This window comes from Nostoc sp. UHCC 0252, assembly GCF_034931145.1.
Lineage (GTDB): Bacteria > Cyanobacteriota > Cyanobacteriia > Cyanobacteriales > Nostocaceae > Nostoc.
This window is the reverse complement of the sequence record NZ_JAYGHE010000113.1, coordinates 1-16,169: the sequence shown is the minus strand read 5'-3', so window position 1 is coordinate 16,169 and position 16,169 is coordinate 1. Positions and strand designations below refer to the sequence as shown.

General features: G+C 41.0%; 20 protein-coding genes and 1 pseudogene. 14 read left to right on the top strand and 7 right to left on the bottom strand.

Going from position 1 to position 16,169, the window contains the following annotated elements; translation table 11 throughout:
* Window positions 1-311: pseudogene (locus tag VB732_RS33630) on the top strand (hypothetical protein); the annotation flags it as partial.
* A 71-nt stretch (window positions 312-382) separates the two neighbouring features.
* A complete protein-coding gene (locus tag VB732_RS33625) occupies window positions 383-643 on the top strand; it encodes a hypothetical protein (RefSeq protein WP_323235166.1) in 261 nt (86 codons plus the stop codon).
* A 44-nt stretch (window positions 644-687) separates the two neighbouring features.
* On the opposite strand, the gene VB732_RS33620 is transcribed toward VB732_RS33625, so the two are convergent.
* Window positions 688-828, bottom strand: a complete 141-nt coding sequence (locus tag VB732_RS33620) for a hypothetical protein (protein WP_323235165.1) — start codon at window positions 826-828, stop codon at window positions 688-690.
* Between the two features lie 72 nt (window positions 829-900).
* Between VB732_RS33620 and VB732_RS33615 the strand changes: the two genes are divergently transcribed.
* Window positions 901-1,611, top strand: a complete 711-nt coding sequence (locus VB732_RS33615) for a Uma2 family endonuclease (protein ID WP_323235164.1) — start codon at window positions 901-903, stop codon at window positions 1,609-1,611.
* A gap of 39 nt (window positions 1,612-1,650) precedes the next feature.
* On the opposite strand, the gene VB732_RS33610 is transcribed toward VB732_RS33615, so the two are convergent.
* Window positions 1,651-1,851, bottom strand: coding sequence for a hypothetical protein (locus tag VB732_RS33610; protein WP_323235163.1), 201 nt, complete (start codon window positions 1,849-1,851; stop codon window positions 1,651-1,653).
* Between the two features lie 207 nt (window positions 1,852-2,058).
* Here VB732_RS33610 and mnmE point away from each other — a divergent pair, with 207 nt between their 5' ends.
* From mnmE to VB732_RS33575, 7 genes are all read left to right on the top strand, one after another.
* Window positions 2,059-3,453, top strand: a complete 1,395-nt coding sequence (gene mnmE, locus VB732_RS33605) for a tRNA uridine-5-carboxymethylaminomethyl(34) synthesis GTPase MnmE (protein WP_323235162.1) — start codon at window positions 2,059-2,061, stop codon at window positions 3,451-3,453.
* 53 nt (window positions 3,454-3,506) lie between these two features.
* Complete coding sequence (locus tag VB732_RS33600; protein WP_323235161.1) at window positions 3,507-3,785, top strand: hypothetical protein; 279 nt, start codon at window positions 3,507-3,509, stop codon at window positions 3,783-3,785.
* 67 nt (window positions 3,786-3,852) lie between these two features.
* Window positions 3,853-4,356, top strand: coding sequence for a GNAT family N-acetyltransferase (locus VB732_RS33595; protein ID WP_323235160.1), 504 nt, complete (start codon window positions 3,853-3,855; stop codon window positions 4,354-4,356).
* 6 nt (window positions 4,357-4,362) lie between these two features.
* Entirely contained in the window at window positions 4,363-5,133 is a 771-nt protein-coding gene (locus VB732_RS33590; protein ID WP_323235159.1) for an SDR family NAD(P)-dependent oxidoreductase, read from the top strand.
* A gap of 50 nt (window positions 5,134-5,183) precedes the next feature.
* Window positions 5,184-5,513: a hypothetical protein gene (locus tag VB732_RS33585; RefSeq protein WP_323235158.1), complete on the top strand. Its 330-nt coding sequence runs from the start codon at window positions 5,184-5,186 to the stop codon at window positions 5,511-5,513.
* A gap of 82 nt (window positions 5,514-5,595) precedes the next feature.
* On the top strand, window positions 5,596-5,910 hold the full coding sequence (locus tag VB732_RS33580; RefSeq protein ID WP_323235157.1) for a hypothetical protein: 315 nt from the start codon (window positions 5,596-5,598) through the stop codon (window positions 5,908-5,910).
* 2 nt (window positions 5,911-5,912) lie between these two features.
* The gene (locus VB732_RS33575) at window positions 5,913-6,356 is read left to right on the top strand and encodes a type II toxin-antitoxin system VapC family toxin (protein WP_323235156.1); all 444 of its coding nucleotides are present in this window, start codon (window positions 5,913-5,915) and stop codon (window positions 6,354-6,356) included.
* A gap of 138 nt (window positions 6,357-6,494) precedes the next feature.
* On the opposite strand, the gene VB732_RS33570 is transcribed toward VB732_RS33575, so the two are convergent.
* The 3 genes from VB732_RS33570 to VB732_RS33560 all read right to left on the bottom strand — a co-directional run bounded on the left by VB732_RS33570 (window position 6,495) and on the right by VB732_RS33560 (window position 10,301).
* Window positions 6,495-7,415: an alpha/beta hydrolase gene (locus VB732_RS33570; RefSeq protein WP_323235155.1), complete on the bottom strand. Its 921-nt coding sequence runs from the start codon at window positions 7,413-7,415 to the stop codon at window positions 6,495-6,497.
* A gap of 43 nt (window positions 7,416-7,458) precedes the next feature.
* Window positions 7,459-8,427, bottom strand: a complete 969-nt coding sequence (locus VB732_RS33565) for a class I SAM-dependent methyltransferase (RefSeq protein ID WP_323235154.1) — start codon at window positions 8,425-8,427, stop codon at window positions 7,459-7,461.
* A 230-nt stretch (window positions 8,428-8,657) separates the two neighbouring features.
* On the bottom strand, window positions 8,658-10,301 hold the full coding sequence (locus VB732_RS33560; protein ID WP_323235153.1) for a hypothetical protein: 1,644 nt from the start codon (window positions 10,299-10,301) through the stop codon (window positions 8,658-8,660).
* An 87-nt stretch (window positions 10,302-10,388) separates the two neighbouring features.
* Here VB732_RS33560 and VB732_RS33555 point away from each other — a divergent pair, with 87 nt between their 5' ends.
* Complete coding sequence (locus VB732_RS33555) at window positions 10,389-13,601, top strand: alpha-mannosidase (RefSeq protein WP_323235152.1); 3,213 nt, start codon at window positions 10,389-10,391, stop codon at window positions 13,599-13,601.
* A 62-nt stretch (window positions 13,602-13,663) separates the two neighbouring features.
* Here the strand turns inward: VB732_RS33555 and psbN are convergent, their stop codons facing one another.
* On the bottom strand, window positions 13,664-13,795 hold the full coding sequence (psbN, locus tag VB732_RS33550; RefSeq protein ID WP_012410654.1) for a photosystem II reaction center protein PsbN: 132 nt from the start codon (window positions 13,793-13,795) through the stop codon (window positions 13,664-13,666).
* 85 nt (window positions 13,796-13,880) lie between these two features.
* Here psbN and psbH point away from each other — a divergent pair, with 85 nt between their 5' ends.
* From psbH to pth, 3 genes are all read left to right on the top strand, one after another.
* Window positions 13,881-14,084 carry a photosystem II reaction center phosphoprotein PsbH gene (gene psbH, locus VB732_RS33545; RefSeq protein ID WP_323235151.1) on the top strand — a complete coding sequence of 68 codons (204 nt, stop codon included), beginning with the start codon at window positions 13,881-13,883 and terminating at the stop codon, window positions 14,082-14,084.
* 151 nt (window positions 14,085-14,235) lie between these two features.
* Window positions 14,236-14,508, top strand: coding sequence for a TatA/E family twin arginine-targeting protein translocase (locus VB732_RS33540; protein ID WP_323202573.1), 273 nt, complete (start codon window positions 14,236-14,238; stop codon window positions 14,506-14,508).
* 151 nt (window positions 14,509-14,659) lie between these two features.
* Window positions 14,660-15,301, top strand: coding sequence for an aminoacyl-tRNA hydrolase (gene pth, locus VB732_RS33535; protein ID WP_323235150.1), 642 nt, complete (start codon window positions 14,660-14,662; stop codon window positions 15,299-15,301).
* Between the two features lie 249 nt (window positions 15,302-15,550).
* Here the strand turns inward: pth and rpsU are convergent, their stop codons facing one another.
* On the bottom strand, window positions 15,551-15,730 hold the full coding sequence (rpsU, locus tag VB732_RS33530) for a 30S ribosomal protein S21 (RefSeq protein WP_012410658.1): 180 nt from the start codon (window positions 15,728-15,730) through the stop codon (window positions 15,551-15,553).
* Window positions 15,731-16,169 lie beyond the last annotated feature (439 nt).

Sequence of the window (16,169 nt, the reverse complement as noted above, 5' to 3'; positions counted from 1 at the left end):
TTCGAGAGTCTGGCGATTCATCTAACGCTGAGTCACCGCAGAGAATTCTAGACGAAGCGTTAGTAGTTCGAGGAGGTCGCAATCGTCCAGAAGATATCAGGCGTGGAATGGGAACTCACCCCTGCGGAATTACTGGAATTTCTGTAGAATGTGCTTTAGGATTATCTGTAAAAGAACTGGCAGTGAATATTCCTCATGGGCAGGTTGGTGTTACAACAGTAAGTGAGGTTCGCAAAATAGATAGAAGGAGATGTAATCCAAATATCAGGAAGAAGCCCACATCATGCTACCTTAAGTGGCTTAACCCCTGAACAAATTAGCAATCTTCTTATGCCCACATATCCAAATCCAGCACGAGAACAATAGTTATTAGAGAAAGCTTATGAATACGCCTAGAATCTTTGCTGATTTTCATAATGCTGATAATCAAGGTCGCCTACGTCTAAATTGTATTGGCACAGTTGAAGACCTAGCTCGTCAGAACATTGAATTGCAAGACGGAAAATTGCTTACATTATACAGTGAGGATTTAGAAGTAGAGGGAGTGGTACAGTATTCAACTGAAGAATACTTGTGGGTTGCTGCGATTGATTGGAATGCAATCAAGCAAATGGATGACCTTGCAGTTCAGGCAAAATACTAAATCTTTTGGTGTGACATAGCCAACAATTGCATAGCAATAACTGGTCAATTTGTCAGATAAGTTGCAAAACCTATATGCGAAGCATAATTCGCAGAATATCGGTCAGAAGCGATCGCCAAGGCACAAATCCTTAATTGAGACTTGGTTGTGAGGATGTCATCAAAGTAGCGATCGCTTGGCGGCAAAACTGTAAGAATTAAATATAGATTCAGATGCTATTTAGCCTCCACACTTAAAGTACTTAGACACTTGTTGCCATGTCTGTAGCCCAAGATTTAGAAACCCCAGAAGATGGTATATTTCCCCCAGGGGATTTATATAGTGACGAACCGCCTTTGGAAACTGACTTACATCGGCTACAAATGACACTGCTCATCCAATGCTTGGAGTGGTTGTGGCAAAATCGCAATGACTTTTATGCATCGGGTAATCTGACGATTTACTACAGTCCACGCCAGCGTAAATCAGAGAACTTCCGGGGGCCAGATTTTTTTGTCGTACTGGGGACTGAACGCAAACCCCGTAAAAGCTGGGTTGTCTGGGAAGAAGATGGCAAATATCCTAATCTAATTATAGAAATTCTCTCAGATAGCACAGGTGATACTGACAAGGGACTAAAAAAACAAATTTACCAAGATATCTTTCGTACACCAGATTATTTCTGGTTTGATCCAGAAACGTTAGAATTTGCAGGGTTCCATTTACTTGATGGTGAATATCAACCGTTGGAACCAAATTCCCAAGGCTGGTTGTGGAGTCAACAGCTAGGTTTATATTTAGGTATTTATGAAGAAAAGTTGCGCTTTGTTACTCCTGATGGAGAGGTAATTTCGACACCACAAGAAGTTGCACAAGAAGAGAAACAACGCGCTGAATACGAAAAGCAACGCGCTGAACAAGAAAAGCAACGCAGCGATCGCTTGGCGGCAAAACTGCGAGAATTAAATATAGATCCAGATACTATTTAACTTCCACGCTGTCAAGCTTTGTGCCTGTCGGCGCGAATGCTATAAATCTTCAGGTAAAACCCATTTTGGCGGTTCCGTTATTTTTTTCCGCAGGCGTTCTTGTGCCAACTCCAACATTTTGTCTAAGGGAGTCTCTTCAATAAATTTTGCAGCGGCCTCTCTAAATTCGATGTTGGGGCATTTATCCCCTAAAACACACCCGTTAACACAGGCTACAGCACAGTTAATCTTTTGCTCCACAGTAAATTCCTCTCTCTAAAACTTATAAGTTATAAAGTTGTGAGTTCTAATATTCACCCCTAACTCTTTACTATCAGGCATTACCCTCTAGGTAAATTTTACCTTGCCAGTTGCTATCCTATTAGTCTAAATACTTACCATTTAGAAAGTTATCAGTTATGAGTTATGATTTTGACTCCTAACTTCTCACTCTTATGAAAGGCGCTCATGTCAGAAGTTTTTGCTACTACTGGAACCATCGCTGCGATCGCAACTGCTGTTGTTCCCCAACAGGGTAGTGTGGGTATTGTGCGGGTATCTGGTTCTGAAGCAATGGCTCTAGCCCAAACTCTTTTTCACACACCAGGGCGACAAGTTTGGGAAAGTCACCGGATTCTCTACGGTTATATTCGTCATCCCCAAACCCAACAGTTGGTAGATGAAGCCCTGTTGCTGATTATGAAAGCACCCCGTTCTTACACCCGTGAAGATGTTGTGGAATTCCATTGCCACGGGGGGATAATGGCAGTGCAACAGGTATTACAACTGTGTTTAGAAAATGGCGCTAGACTAGCCCAACCCGGAGAATTTACCCTCCGCGCCTTTTTGAATGGACGATTGGATTTAACTCAAGCCGAAGGTATTGCTGACTTAGTGGGAGCTAAATCGCCTCAAGCTGCCCAAACTGCCTTAGCTGGTTTACAGGGAAAATTAGCTCATCCAATCCGGCAGTTACGCGCTAACTGTTTGGATATTTTGGCAGAAATCGAAGCTCGAATTGATTTTGAGGAAGACTTACCGCCGTTGGATGATAAAGCAATAATATCAGAAATCGAAAAAATCGCCGATGAAATAACGAGGTTATTGGCAACCAAAGATAAAGGTGAGTTGCTACGCACAGGTTTAAAAGTGGCAATTGTTGGGCGGCCAAACGTGGGTAAGTCGAGCTTATTGAACGCTTGGAGCCAGAGCGATCGCGCGATCGTCACAGACTTACCCGGTACAACCCGCGATGTGGTTGAATCCCAGCTAGTTGTCGGGGGAATTCCCGTACAAGTGCTAGATACTGCCGGGATTCGGGAAACTACAGATCAGGTGGAAAAAATTGGTGTGGAGCGATCGCGTCGTGCTGCCAATGCAGCTGATTTAGTTTTGCTTACCATTGATGCTTCAGCAGGTTGGACAGAAGGCGATCGAGAAATTTATGAACAAGTGCAACACCGTCCGTTAATTTTAGTTATTAACAAAATCGATTTAATAGAAGAAAGCGAAAGAAAAAGTCTTCAATCTGAAATACCAAATTCAAAATCTAAAATTTTCACAGCCGCAGCCCAAAATCAAGGCATTGATGCTTTAGAAACAGTAATTTTAGATATAGTTAACGCCGGAAAAGTCCAAGCTGCTGATATGGATTTAGCGATTAACCAGAGGCAATCAGCAGCTTTAACTCAAGCTAAAATTTCTTTGGAACAAGTACAAGCAACAATTGCCCAGCAACTCCCTCTTGATTTCTGGACAATTGACTTACGCGGTGCAATTCAAGCACTAGGAGAAATCACTGGTGAGGAAGTTACAGAATCAGTTTTGGATAGAATTTTTAGTAAATTTTGCATTGGTAAGTGACTTTCTACCAAACCCAAATTTTTCCTTTTTTCGTTACAAAAAAATAGCTAGTTATGCCAGTTTTTAGAAAAGATGTTGATTTTTTCTTTGAAGAGTTTATCAAAGTTACTACTGGAGGAGGAGGTGATGCGAGTATTTGGGCAGTTGGCAGTTATCAAGGAGAATTCATTATGACTGTGATTGATCAAAAAATAGATTCTTTAACTATAGATGACATAGTTGATAAACCAGTTTTTGTTATGTTACAAGACCTAATGAAATTTTCTCCTTATTGGAAATACGATGCGGCCGCGCTTTCTTTAGCAAACCAATTAGCAATATCTAGTTTGTAATTGACTTAAAAATAGGGTGCATTAAGCACTCATCTCATGTTTTTTCCAACCTAAAATTAATAACTAAATGTACATCTCAATTCGCCAAGCAACCATACAAGATACGGTGATAGTCTCTGATGTATTGTTAGAAGCAGCTTTGTGGCTCCAAGAGCGTGGTGTACCTCTGTGGGGTGATAGCGAGCTATCGCTAGAAAGTATCTCGGAAGATGTTGCTAACGGCTTGTATTTTATTGCGGAGTGTGATGGTGAACCAGCTGGTACAATCAAGTTTCAGCTTGAAGATTTACTTTTCTGGCCCGACATTTCTCAGGAAGAGTCAGCATTTTTACATCGTCTTGCTATCCGGCGACAATACTCTGGCGGTAAAGTCTCTTTGGCATTGCTGGCTTGGGCTGTTAAACACGCACAAACATTTGGTAAACGTTATTTACGTTTAGATTGCGATGCTTCGCGTCCGCCCTTGAAAGCACTATATGAAAACTTTGGTTTCCGTCACCACAGCGACAGACAAGTTGGCCCTTATTTCGTCTCTCGCTACGAATATGAAATACCTCCACAAGTGACCTAAATTAATATGTCTTTTATCGATGAAATTAATCCTATGAATATATTGATTGTAGGAGCTAGCCAAGGTATTGGTTTGGGTTTTGTAAAAAAATTGCTACAAGATAACAGAATAGCCAAAGTTTATGCAACTTCTCGTCAACCGGAATCAGCCTCCGATTTAATAGCTCTTGCAGGCGAACATTCTGAGCGATTAATTTGTTTGGAGATGGATATTACTGACGAGTTACAGATTGTTGAAGCTGTTCAAAAAATACGTACCCAAGTTGACAAACTGCATTTGGTAGTCAACTGTGTAGGACTGTTGCATGAAGATACTTTACAACCAGAAAAAAGCTTAAAACAGATCAATTCAGAAAATTTGCTGCGCTACTTTCAGATAAATAGTATTGGTGCTGTTTTACTGGCTAAACATCTATTGCCTTTGTTTCGTCATGGAGAACGTAGCGTGTTTGCTAATATTTCTGCCAAATTGGGCAGTATTGGCGATAATAAACTTGGTGGATGGTATGGCTATCGCGCTTCTAAAGCAGCACTCAATATGTTGATGCGAACTGCGGCAATTGAGTATAAAAGAAGTTGTCCTAAAGCATTAATAGTGACATTGCATCCTGGTACAACTGATACGCGCCTTTCCCGTCCTTTCCAGGGAAATGTACCTGCGGAAAAATTATTCTCAGTGGAACGCACTGTTACCCAATTATTAACTGTGATTGAACAGCTTCAAGAAGGCGATAGCGGACAGTTTTTTTCGTGGGATGGAAGCCGATTACCTTGGTAACTGCGTTACGCTGATGCTAGTGAAATTTACGTTAGTTGTAACCGAAGCCTATGAAGTTTTTTGTGCCAGCAGCCAAGGATGATATTAAAGCAGAGCAGGTGTATAGTGCGATCGCTCAGTCTGTTAAAGCACCAATAACCGAAAAGCGTATTTGGAAGTTACAGTGGCGCGATCGCGAAATTGATATGGAATGCGAGGTAGGTAAACCATTACCATCCTCTTATCAAACGGGAAAAGAGCTAGTTATGGCAATCTTTGAGTGCGAAAACCTTTATAAGATTTGTACTCTTACCCGTGGAGGAGTAAAGGGAGAACCTATCTTGGTTGGTAAAAACTCTGTATCTTCAGCAACATATTTTTCAGATAATGTACATAGCTGACTCTTTAATATGCGATCGCTTGTTTGATAGAAGTAGATGCGATCGCAATGCTAACGTAGTAGATAAAATCGCTCACTAGATTATGACTAACATTCAGATTTTCTTACCTGAGTCGATGAAAGTCTTTGTCGAAGAACAAGTAGCTAAAGGCGATTATAGTTCAGCCAGTGAATATCTTCAAGAGCTAATCTTTCAAGATCAACAGTGCAAAGGTCAAGAAGGAAAGCGCACTCAGTTGATGGCAAAGCTTCAGACACAGGGTCAACTGAATAATCAGGAGTTTGAACTAATTGCAGATAAGTTAGCTGACGAATTTGCGCTATGTGTTGAGTCAAATTTACCAATGCTGTCAGATTATGCTGTGACTCGTGAGAGTATTTACGAGGATCATCCTTAGCAGTGGTATACCTCATAGACACTAACATCCTATTGCGTTTTGTAGATCGCACTCACCCACTACACCCAATAATACGAACTGCAATTAGAAAACTGCGACGCGATGGACATACACTGCAAATCACCGTGCAAAACTGTGTTGAGTTTTGGAATATTGCTACAAGACCAGCCACAAAAAACGGATTTGGCTTGACACCAACAGATGCAGATCGGCTGCTAAGACTGATTGAGCGCCTTTTTCCATTGTTGCCTGATATGCCTACTATTTACCCTGAGTGGCGTAAGCTTGTTGTCGCATTCAGTGTGTCAGGTGTCCAGGTGCATGATGCTCGTCTCGTTGCTAATATGAAGGCAAATAGTGTGACGCATATTTTAACATTCAATACTAAAGATTTCGTTCGTTATGTGTCTGAAGGAATTGTAGCGGTTGATCCAACAACACTGTAGTTATTATTTTTCAAGGCAAAATTACCTCTTTAATAGAAGTAAATCGGAGTAATTATATTAAGAACTTTACTTAGTAGAATGGATCTAAATTTTTGGGTTTCACAGAGAAGCTTACTTAAAGGTAATAAAACTTAGCTTTTAAAAACTAGGAAACTCTAACTCACCACTTCCCCTTCCTAACTGTGCTGTTTCGGGTGGTAGATGTCGCTCTAACCAATCCTCCAAATCAGCCATTACCTCTCGATAATTGAGGTCACGCTGAATTTCGTGATAGGCTTCTGGATACTCAATTCTCAGCTTATCTTTACAGTTTACCCGTTGAAAAAAGATGTCACTTCCCGCAGGTAAAGCAACTCGGTCTGCACCACCGTGGAGAATCAACAATGGTAATTGCCAATCACCTGCGTGAGCATTAATCCAATCAACTGTTGCAAAAAATTCTGTAGCTAAACGGGCAGTACCAAGGGTATGTCGCAGTGTATCCTGAGCGATCGCAGCTAAAACCTGCGGATCTCGTGAACCAGCACTGATGTCAATGCCTGTATTCAGTGTAAAACGCGGCCACACTCGTGAGAGCATTTTTCCTAAAAGTACCCGAATCGGTGAAATCCCAACTTTCCCCAAGGTTGGCGCAAGAGCGATCGCACCTTGCAAAACTGATGCTTGTTGGGGATAGCGCAGAATATAATCTAAAACAATCACCCCACCTAAACTATGACCCAAAAGAAAAATTGGGCATCCAGGATTCTGAGTCTGAATTAACTGTAAAAAGGCTCCCAAATCTTCCCGAAACTCACCCCAAGCGTTGATATAGCCTTGCTGACCTGGTGAGCGTCCATGACCACGCAAGTCTAAGGCGTAGATGGCATATTGCTTAGGTATCAAATGCTGAATTACATTACTGTAGCGATCGCTGTGCCCTCCCAGTCCATGCACAATGGCTAATATTGCCCTTACTTTACCCTCTGGATGCCAGCTTTGGTAATATAGGTCAAGTCCTCCAACACCTTGAAATCTGCCTTCTTTACGAGATGCGATGCGATCGCTATGGTCAATCATCTGGTTAATTTTTTACGTATTTTCAGAACAAAGAAGAGGAATTCTATTTGATTTTTGAGGAGAGCTTTAATTCCACTAATACAATATCTGCGGCAACACTTCTATTAACGCGATCGCGCCTTAATTGATAAGAGAATATTTTCAAAAATAAAATAGGGTTTTTGATAATTTCTTGAAATAACTTCGACTTAGATACTGTTTGATTTTTTCCAAATTTAGATAAACTAAAATTGTTTGTTGTTCTCGCTAGAACAGAGTTTGCAGGCGGCATATAAAATTTTATCTCACACCCTAATTGACGTGCTAGTTCTTCGTAAGATTTTTTATTCCAGCGTAGCAGATGATGTGGTGGGTAATTTAATATATCAAACCAGTCTGACTCAACCGACATAGGTGAATAAGGAGTGCTGATAAATATACTACCCATCGGTTTCAGAACAGAAAACATTGATGCAATAAATTGCTTTGGTTGACTAATATGCTCTAAGCAATGAAAAGACAATATATAGTTAAACCTTTCATGAGAAAATTTATTGTGAAAACTTTCAATTGTTTCACAGTAAACTTCCAATCCTCTAGCCTGACATTTTTCAACAGATTCTGGAGTTGTATCCAAACCAACTATACGAGTATTTGAAAGTTTTTTGGCAATTTCAAGAAAATTTCCTCCTCCACAGCCGACATCTAAGATAGAAATCGAATCTTGTTTTTTTCGCTGATTTATTTGCTCAATTACAGGCAACCATTCCCATCTAGACTCTGGATAATAACCTACTCTAGTAGTAACCCATTGGTAAAATGACTGGCTACCTGCTTCTAAAGGTAGAGAATATTCAAGTGAGCAATTTTTACATTGCTGTATCTCATAGTCTATTATTTCAATTTTTTCTGGAGGCTTTTCAGCAAAATAATCTTCTAATTCGCTAATAATATTTTTTCTAGATAATGAACGAGTAGAAATTCCTTCATTACCACAAACAGGACATTTATTTGAAATATTTTCAGTTATCATTATAATTCATATATTGGTTCATCAAATTTTATCCTGATTGTTTCACACTGAGCGCTCACACCAAGGTAAGCTTCTCGCAAGGAGGCTTTAATTATTCTGATTTGTGAATAATTTTGAATATTATAATAGGTTATTAAAAAATATCTTCCAGATTATACCAATTTTTCAAAATTAGGTTACAGATGTAAACCTGTAAACCCAGATTAAATGCGACTATCTTAATATACGAATTATTTTCCCTGCCATAGTTGCCGTAATGACTGAAAAATTCTGACAAATCTTTCTTCTAGCCAGAGCATAGCATAATCAACCCATTCCAGAATTTGTTCTAATGGATGTTTTTCATAACCTATTGAAGTTGCTTTAGTTTCTATCCAGTCTGGCTGTGCTTCAACTTGACTACTTTGAGTAAATTGCTGTTGCAAAATTTCCCCTTTACGAATCTCGCGTTTAGTTAGGGAAGTATGGACTTGAGTTTGTTTTGCAGAGGAAATTTTTCTAGATGTTTTTTGGCTTGAGGCAAGATTATTAGCTGCTTGTTTTCTTTGCACCAAACCAGATCCGATTTTAGGTTGTTTTACAGTTAAGTTATTTTGGGGAAAATGCCCTACTGATATTGCAGCTAAAGCAGGTTTTTGAACTTGAGAACCTATCACTGATTTGTCAGCAACGGTTTCGGTATCCCCAAATAAATCATTCCATGTTAACCAAGGATCAATGCTTAAATCCTGGTTCTCCATCACAGAGCTTTTTGCTAAAGCTTTCCTAAAACGTGATGAGAGTAGTTTACCCGGTAATCGCTCATCACTGGTTCTTGAATCAAGTGTTTTTCTATTACCAACACCAAAAAAGTAATTAAGCGCCGCCTCAATCAAAGCTTGAATATTCAGTGTATGAGTTTCCAAACCATCATTAGTAGTTGCAATTTCTCCCCTAGCAGCTAATTGCTCTTTGCCATAAAGAAAAATGTTTAACTGAGTTTGGGCAACTTGAACAATTTCCTGGCTACGTTCTTGCACAGGGACTAAAGCATTTGACTCCAACTTAGCAACAGCTATATCTAGAAATGCCAGTAATCTTTCAGTATTAAGTAAATCTTTTGATATCCCCTCAGCTAAAGCTGGAATTTTGGTTGTATTTCCGTCAGTAAGTTTTGCTAATAAACGGTCAATTTGTGGTAATAGCTCCGTTTCTTTTTTGGCTATAATCAACCGCCATGACTGCCAGTAATTAGCAATTTCGTTAATAATTCGATCTTCTAACTTTGCCTGCTGCTGGGGTGTCAAAATATCTAGAATTTCATTTTCGTTAGTAACAAGTACTAAACTCCGATTTATCAGATTTGTAGCAATTCCCCGCACTGCTGGAAAATGCTGTTTTAGAGCGTTATCTTGCTGTAAATTGATAATCTCTGCTTTATTCTCTGTGATACTTGAATATTCTATATAACTTACGTTATTTGTCGAGTTTTTATCAACAAACTTCAGCCGAAAAATTCCTACTAAAGCCAAGGGATTGAAAGTTACAGATGTTTTTGCAGGGGTTGAGACGGCTTCATCTGACAACACGTAATTGACTGCTTCTAGTACTTGTTGAATAGGACTATCAGCATTTGGAATTTCGGACTGGAAATCGGTATCATTTGGTTGTAACTTTAGTCTAGTTTGTGGCTCCTTAGTCTGTAGCGTTTTCCCGGATGATTCAGATGACTGAAACAGTAGATACACTGGGTAAAGTAGTGCCTCCACACCCCACTTAGTGGCAACTTGCAAATGCCGGAAGGTGTGTTCCCACTGTTGTGTCACCCGCCGAGATTGCTGGTGGACAAAGTTAAATAGTCTGCTTTGATAACGACCAGAGGAACCAGAAGACATAGTAGTAATTTTTTAGTTCAAGTCTTGTTAAGTTGTGAGACTCGCGCCAAACAATAAAAACAACCAACACCTAATCTTAGCGAATATATGACCCCGACTGTCTCTCAATCTCATACCAAAATCATCTCACAAGCAATTGAGCAACTGCGCTCTTTTTGCCAAGTTAATCTTCAGTCTAGCTGGCTATACCAGGAATCTGACCTGATGATTACTGATGTTTTAGCTGCTGATTTGTCTCATTGGCAACCTGTTCAGTTGAATGCTAAAGAACATATCGCTTGGACAGGTGGGAAAAATGTACTATGGCTAGTGCAAAGGTTGGTAGTGCCCCAAGATTTACAGGGTTATCCTTTAGCTGGGTTATCTTTGCGCCTGGCGCTGGTTTGGTGGGCGGATTCTGCTGAGATTTATGTGAATGGGGAGTTAGTACTGGAGGGTGATTTATTTGATTGTTCGCCGAGAGTGCTTCTCAGCCAGGGAGTGAAGCCAGGGGAAGAGTTTGTTGTGGCTTTGCGGTTAGTGAGTCCGGGACATTGTGATGGTGCTTTAGTGCGATCGCTCCTAGTTTATGAGTCTATTGTTGATAATAATCCCGATCCGGGTTTTGTGGCTGATGAATTAGCTGTGGTGCAACTTTATTTGGAAAGGTTTGCGCCGGAGAAGTTAGATGTTTTGGTGGAGGTGGTGGAAGAGGTTACGAACCGCGAAGGCGCAAAGGACGCGAAGGAAGAGTTAGTAAAATCGGTTTTGTCTCTACGCCAAAATTTAATTCAATCCGATATCTTAGCCGGGGGTTGGGGGGATCAAAAATCTAAAATTTTCTTATTGGGTCATGCTCACTTAGATTTAGCATGGCTATGGCCTGTGAGTGAAACTTGGAATGCGGCGCAAAATACTTTTGAGTCGGTTCTGAAGTTGCAAGCAGATTTCCCTGAGTTAATTTTCTGTCATTCGACTCCTGCACTTTACGCTTGGATTGAGGAACATCGCCCGGATTTGTTTCAGGCGATTCAAGCACAGGTAGCTGCTGGACGTTGGGAAGTTGTCGGCGGGATGTGGGTGGAACCGGAACTCAATCTAATTTCTGGTGAATCAATAGTCCGTCAGCTATTGTATGGTCAACGCTATATCCAGGAAAAGTTTGGTAAGCTTTCAACTATGGTATGGGTTCCAGATACTTTTGGTTTCTGTGCAACTTTACCGCAGTTTTTCGCTAATGCCGGAATTGAGTATTTTGTCACCCAGAAGTTGCGGTGGAATGATACTACTAAATTTGATTATGGGGCTTTTTGGTGGCGATCGCCTGATGGCAGCGAAGTGTTTAGTTTGATGTCTGCACCTATCGGTGAAAACATTGACCCTGTTAAAATGGCATCCTACGCTCTGGAATGGCAATCCCAAACTGGTTTATCAGAATCCCTCTGGCTTCCCGGTGTCGGCGACCACGGCGGCGGCCCCACCCGTGATATGTTAGAAACCGCCCAACGCTGGCAAAAGTCACCTTTTTTCCCAGATATCGAATTCACGACGGCTGAAAAATATTTACAGCAAATTGTAGAGACGCGATTCATCGCGTCTGTCAGTAATAATAATTCCCCCCCTGCCTCCCCTCCCTTCCCCACCTGGGATGACGAACTATACCTCGAATTTCATCGCGGTTGCTACACTACCCACGCAGACCAAAAACGCTGGAATCGTCGTTGTGAAAATTTATTGTATCAAGCTGAACTATTTGCTACCTTGGCAACCGTAAGTTGTGGTGTGACATATCCCAAAGCAGAAATTGAAGCAGCTTGGAAGCAGGTTTTATTTCAACAGTTTCACGATATTTTACCTGGTTCTTCAATTACTCAGGTTTACACAGATGCGTTACCCCAGTGGCAGCAAGTGGAACAAGTCGGAACGAAGATATTACAAGAATCACTTTTAGCGATCGCATCTCACATTACTCTATCAGAACCACCAAAACTCAATAGTTTGCCTATTTTCGTTTTTAATTCTCTCAATTGGCAGCGTTCTGAGGTAGTCTCTCTAGCCTTACCCACACCTGAAGAATGGCAGATTTACGATACTTCTGGAAAGCAGGTTGTCTCTCAATTATCTGAACCATCAACACTACTATTTCTCGCCAGCGAAATTCCACCCGTAGGCTACCGCATATTTTGGCTTTCCCCCTCATCCCCCTCATCTCCCCCATCTCCCTCACTCCTCCCAGACTGGATTTTAGAAAATGAATTCTTGCGAGTTGTCATCGATCCTGATACGGGAGATTTATCAAGTGTTTTTGATAAAACTTATCAACGAGAACTTTTGAGTGGTGCAGGGAATCAACTACAAGCTTTTAAAGATAGCGGTCAATATTGGGATGCTTGGAATATAGACCCCAACTATACCCAACATCCCTTACCCTCAACCAATCTTCAATCTATTCAGTGGTTAGAACAAGGGCCACTGCAAAGTCGTGTGCGCGTGGTGCGTCAATTGGGTGAATCGGAATTTTGCCAAGACTATATTCTGCAAGCTGGTTCACCCCTGTTGAAGATAGCTACTACTGTCAATTGGCAAGAAAATCATGTATTGGTAAAAGCTGCTTTTCCTCTGAATATCGAAGCAGACTTTGCTACTTATGAAATTCCCTGTGGCGCGATTCGCCGGCCAACGAAACCGCAAACCCCCGTAGAAGAGGCAAAATGGGAAGTCCCTGCTTTGCGTTGGGCTGATTTGACAGGAGAAACACAGGAGGGTATTTACGGAGTTAGTTTGCTGAATGATTGTAAATACGGTTACGACAGCAAACCCAATCAACTCCGACTAACACTGCTACGCAGCCCTAATTGGCCAGACTCAGAGGCTGATAAAGGTTTTCATGAGTTTACGTATACCCTGTATCCTCATGCTGGTAGCTGGGAATCAGCCCATACGGTACGGCGTGGCTATGAATTGAATATACCGTTACAAGTCATATTGAATCCTGCTAATGAAAATCCTTCCCTTTCTGCTGCTAAAGATGAGTTGGGGGTGAGTTTCCTAGATTTATCAGATGAAAATTTAATCTTGATGGCGTTGAAGCCATCTGAAGATGACCCACAGCAGTTAATTCTGCGGTGTTATGAATGTCACGGAGAAACAGCCGAGTTATCTTTGCAAAGTAATTTAGGGTTAAATCTAGGAGATACAGTAGATTTGTTAGAGCGTTCCTCCACTACTGAATTCTCATCTGGGCAACAAATTTTAACAATACAGCCTTGGAAAATCGCCGGCTTCAAGGTCATACCAGCGATAAATTCCAGGCTAGAGTGAGTCACTATTGCTGTGTCAGTGGCCAATTGTGGTTTTCCATAGACCAATGACAAATGACTCTTTTAATCTTCATGATCGTCAAAGGGATCGTTCAATTCCTTGCTAGGAGGGCCAAAAGAGGTATAAATTGAAATACCGGTGATGGCAACTACCACGGCGGCCATAGAAATGCTAAGAACTATTGCGGGTTCCATAATTGAGGGATAGATGATGAGTGCTATTCTTATAGAATATTACAGAAGATTAAAAAAAGCTTTGGCAAGTAATATTAGGTGAACTATGGCACAAAGGACTAGGTTGGGAGATATCCTAAAACCACTTAACTCTGAGTATGGAAAAGTGGCTCCAGGTTGGGGTACTACCCCTGTGATGGCTGTTTTTATGGGACTATTTTTTGTGTTTTTGCTGATTATTCTGCAACTTTACAATAGATCACTCTTAGTTCAGGATGTAAATGTCGATTGGCGGAGTTTAGGACGCTAACAGATACACAGCTATCAAGTTTGGATAACAAGTAAAGTTACGCCCGGTTCTTCCGGGTTTTTTTTATGAATGGTCAGTGCATACTAACTATTGAGTAGACTACATAATATATAAGTTTCTGTAGTGATTCTATAGTTGACAGGAGACAAAAATGAATATATTTGGTATCGGTCTGCCGGAAATGGGCGTAATTATGGTAGTGGCGCTGTTAATCTTTGGGCCAAAGAAGCTGCCAGAAATTGGTCGGAGTGTGGGCAAAACAATTCGTAGTTTTCAAGAAGCTTCTAAGGATTTTCAAAACGAGTTTCAAAAAGAAGCAGAACAGTTAGAAGAAGCTGTCAAAACTACTGCTGAATTGGAACCTAAGCAAATCTACCCTGCTAAATCGGAGCAGGATACCGCTAGTTCTTCCCAACCTAGCTAGTAGTTTGTCTTATTAGTTACCAGGGGTGAACAAGTTCGTAGTAAGGACTTTAGTCCTGAATTTTAAGCACTGAAGTGCTTACTACAAACCCTCAAAACTAACTTAGACATTGTACTAGGTGAGTGATGCATATCAATTGACTGTAGGCAAAATGACAGAAGCTGTTAAGCAACCAGCTTTGGTGATTCCCCAGCTAATTGTCGGGTTGGGGAATCCAGAAAGCAAGTATGACCAAACACGCCATAATATCGGCTTTGCTGCTGTAGAAGCCCTCTGCCGTTCTTGGCGCATTTCCTTGGCAGAAAACCGCAAGTTTCAAGGTGAGTACGGCGAAGGTATGGCCCCAGGTGGAGGTAAGATTCGCTTGCTAAAGCCGTTAACTTATATGAATCGCTCAGGACAGTCAATTCAAGCGGTGACAAGTTGGTATAAATTGCCGCCTGAGTCAGTGCTGGTGATTTATGACGATATGGATTTGCCTTTGGGAAAAACTCGGCTGCGCTTATCTGGTTCGGCTGGGGGACATAACGGGATGAAAAGTGCGATCGCACATTTGAGTACCCAAAACTTTCCCCGTTTGCGAATCGGTATCGGTAAGCCTAAAGGTGCAGCTAATAACGATGATTCGGATACTGTCTCCCACGTTCTGGGGCGATTTTCTGCCGCCGAAAATCAGCAAATGTCTCTTGTACTTCAGTTCGTGGTTGAGTGTATTGAACTAAGCCTCAAGCAGGGAGTAGAAAAGGCGATGAATGTTTGTAATAGCCGCACCATTAATAATTCTGAGTCTTAGGGCTAAGTTTGGTAAAGGCGCTTATTTTGGTTTATGGACAGCGATTTGATTAGCTCCATCCAGCCTAAATAAAGCCTTTAACGCGCTCTATACCCTAATTGAGGTGCGGCATAGTTTTCTTAAATTTTGTGAGAATAATGGCTTACAGTGATTACGCTACACATCCCTAGAGAAACAGAGTGTGCGCGATCGCAATTCTCTCTTCAGTGCTTCCAAGAGAAACGAAGCCATCCCTCAAAGCTCATAGGTTTATTTAAAAGTTCTTTTGCGTCTAGCTGCCACTGCCTTACGTTTGCGTTTTTCAATGGGTGTTTCAAAGTGCCGATGATATTTCACATCAGCTAATATCCCAGCTTTGGAAACCTGGCGTTTAAACCGACGTAAAGCTGAGTCTATTGCTTCGTTCTCTCCAAGAATCACTTGGGTCATTCTTGTCTATTCCTCATAATCAATAGTTTCCATTTTAATAGTAGTCTTAACTTTAGGAAAACCCCCTCAGCTAAAGTCATCATTAAAAGCCTATCCGCCTAGCTAACACGGATTATGCGTGCTTATAGCTCGTCAAATCGGCACTTAACTAAAAGTTATTTTAAGCGCTCTAATGCGCTCTCAGCAGTAGTCGAGCAGATTGTAAGATGGTAATGTCAAATTTTTCTGGCTGTAATCTTAACTGGCGGTGAATGTAGTTTTAGCTACTACAGCAATCCTCATTTATTCGGAACACAGAAAATCCCCAGCCTCTTTAAAAAATTGGGGAACTGTGGCTTTTGAGTTTCATCAATTAAATAAGATGACTATAGCAAACATTAGAAAGTTTGATGATGTTTCAAAATTTTAAAAATTGATTTTGCTCTCATTGAATAATTTA

Excerpts from the sequence above, each read along its gene's own strand:
- VB732_RS33625 (WP_323235166.1), top strand. The coding sequence starts at position 383 with ATGAATACGCCTAGAATCTTTGCTGATTTTCATAATGCTGATAATCAA.
- VB732_RS33615 (WP_323235164.1), top strand. The coding sequence starts at position 901 with ATGTCTGTAGCCCAAGATTTAGAAACCCCAGAAGATGGTATATTTCCC.
- mnmE (WP_323235162.1), top strand. The coding sequence starts at position 2,059 with ATGTCAGAAGTTTTTGCTACTACTGGAACCATCGCTGCGATCGCAACT.
- VB732_RS33600 (WP_323235161.1), top strand. The coding sequence starts at position 3,507 with ATGCCAGTTTTTAGAAAAGATGTTGATTTTTTCTTTGAAGAGTTTATC.
- VB732_RS33595 (WP_323235160.1), top strand. The coding sequence starts at position 3,853 with ATGTACATCTCAATTCGCCAAGCAACCATACAAGATACGGTGATAGTC.
- VB732_RS33590 (WP_323235159.1), top strand. The coding sequence starts at position 4,363 with ATGTCTTTTATCGATGAAATTAATCCTATGAATATATTGATTGTAGGA.
- VB732_RS33585 (WP_323235158.1), top strand. The coding sequence starts at position 5,184 with ATGAAGTTTTTTGTGCCAGCAGCCAAGGATGATATTAAAGCAGAGCAG.
- VB732_RS33580 (WP_323235157.1), top strand. The coding sequence starts at position 5,596 with ATGACTAACATTCAGATTTTCTTACCTGAGTCGATGAAAGTCTTTGTC.
- VB732_RS33570 (WP_323235155.1), bottom strand. The coding sequence starts at position 7,415 with ATGATTGACCATAGCGATCGCATCGCATCTCGTAAAGAAGGCAGATTT.
- VB732_RS33565 (WP_323235154.1), bottom strand. The coding sequence starts at position 8,427 with ATGATAACTGAAAATATTTCAAATAAATGTCCTGTTTGTGGTAATGAA.
- VB732_RS33560 (WP_323235153.1), bottom strand. The coding sequence starts at position 10,301 with ATGTCTTCTGGTTCCTCTGGTCGTTATCAAAGCAGACTATTTAACTTT.
- VB732_RS33555 (WP_323235152.1), top strand. The coding sequence starts at position 10,389 with ATGACCCCGACTGTCTCTCAATCTCATACCAAAATCATCTCACAAGCA.
- psbN (WP_012410654.1), bottom strand. The coding sequence starts at position 13,795 with ATGGAACCCGCAATAGTTCTTAGCATTTCTATGGCCGCCGTGGTAGTT.
- psbH (WP_323235151.1), top strand. The coding sequence starts at position 13,881 with ATGGCACAAAGGACTAGGTTGGGAGATATCCTAAAACCACTTAACTCT.
- VB732_RS33540 (WP_323202573.1), top strand. The coding sequence starts at position 14,236 with ATGAATATATTTGGTATCGGTCTGCCGGAAATGGGCGTAATTATGGTA.
- pth (WP_323235150.1), top strand. The coding sequence starts at position 14,660 with ATGACAGAAGCTGTTAAGCAACCAGCTTTGGTGATTCCCCAGCTAATT.
- rpsU (WP_012410658.1), bottom strand. The coding sequence starts at position 15,730 with ATGACCCAAGTGATTCTTGGAGAGAACGAAGCAATAGACTCAGCTTTA.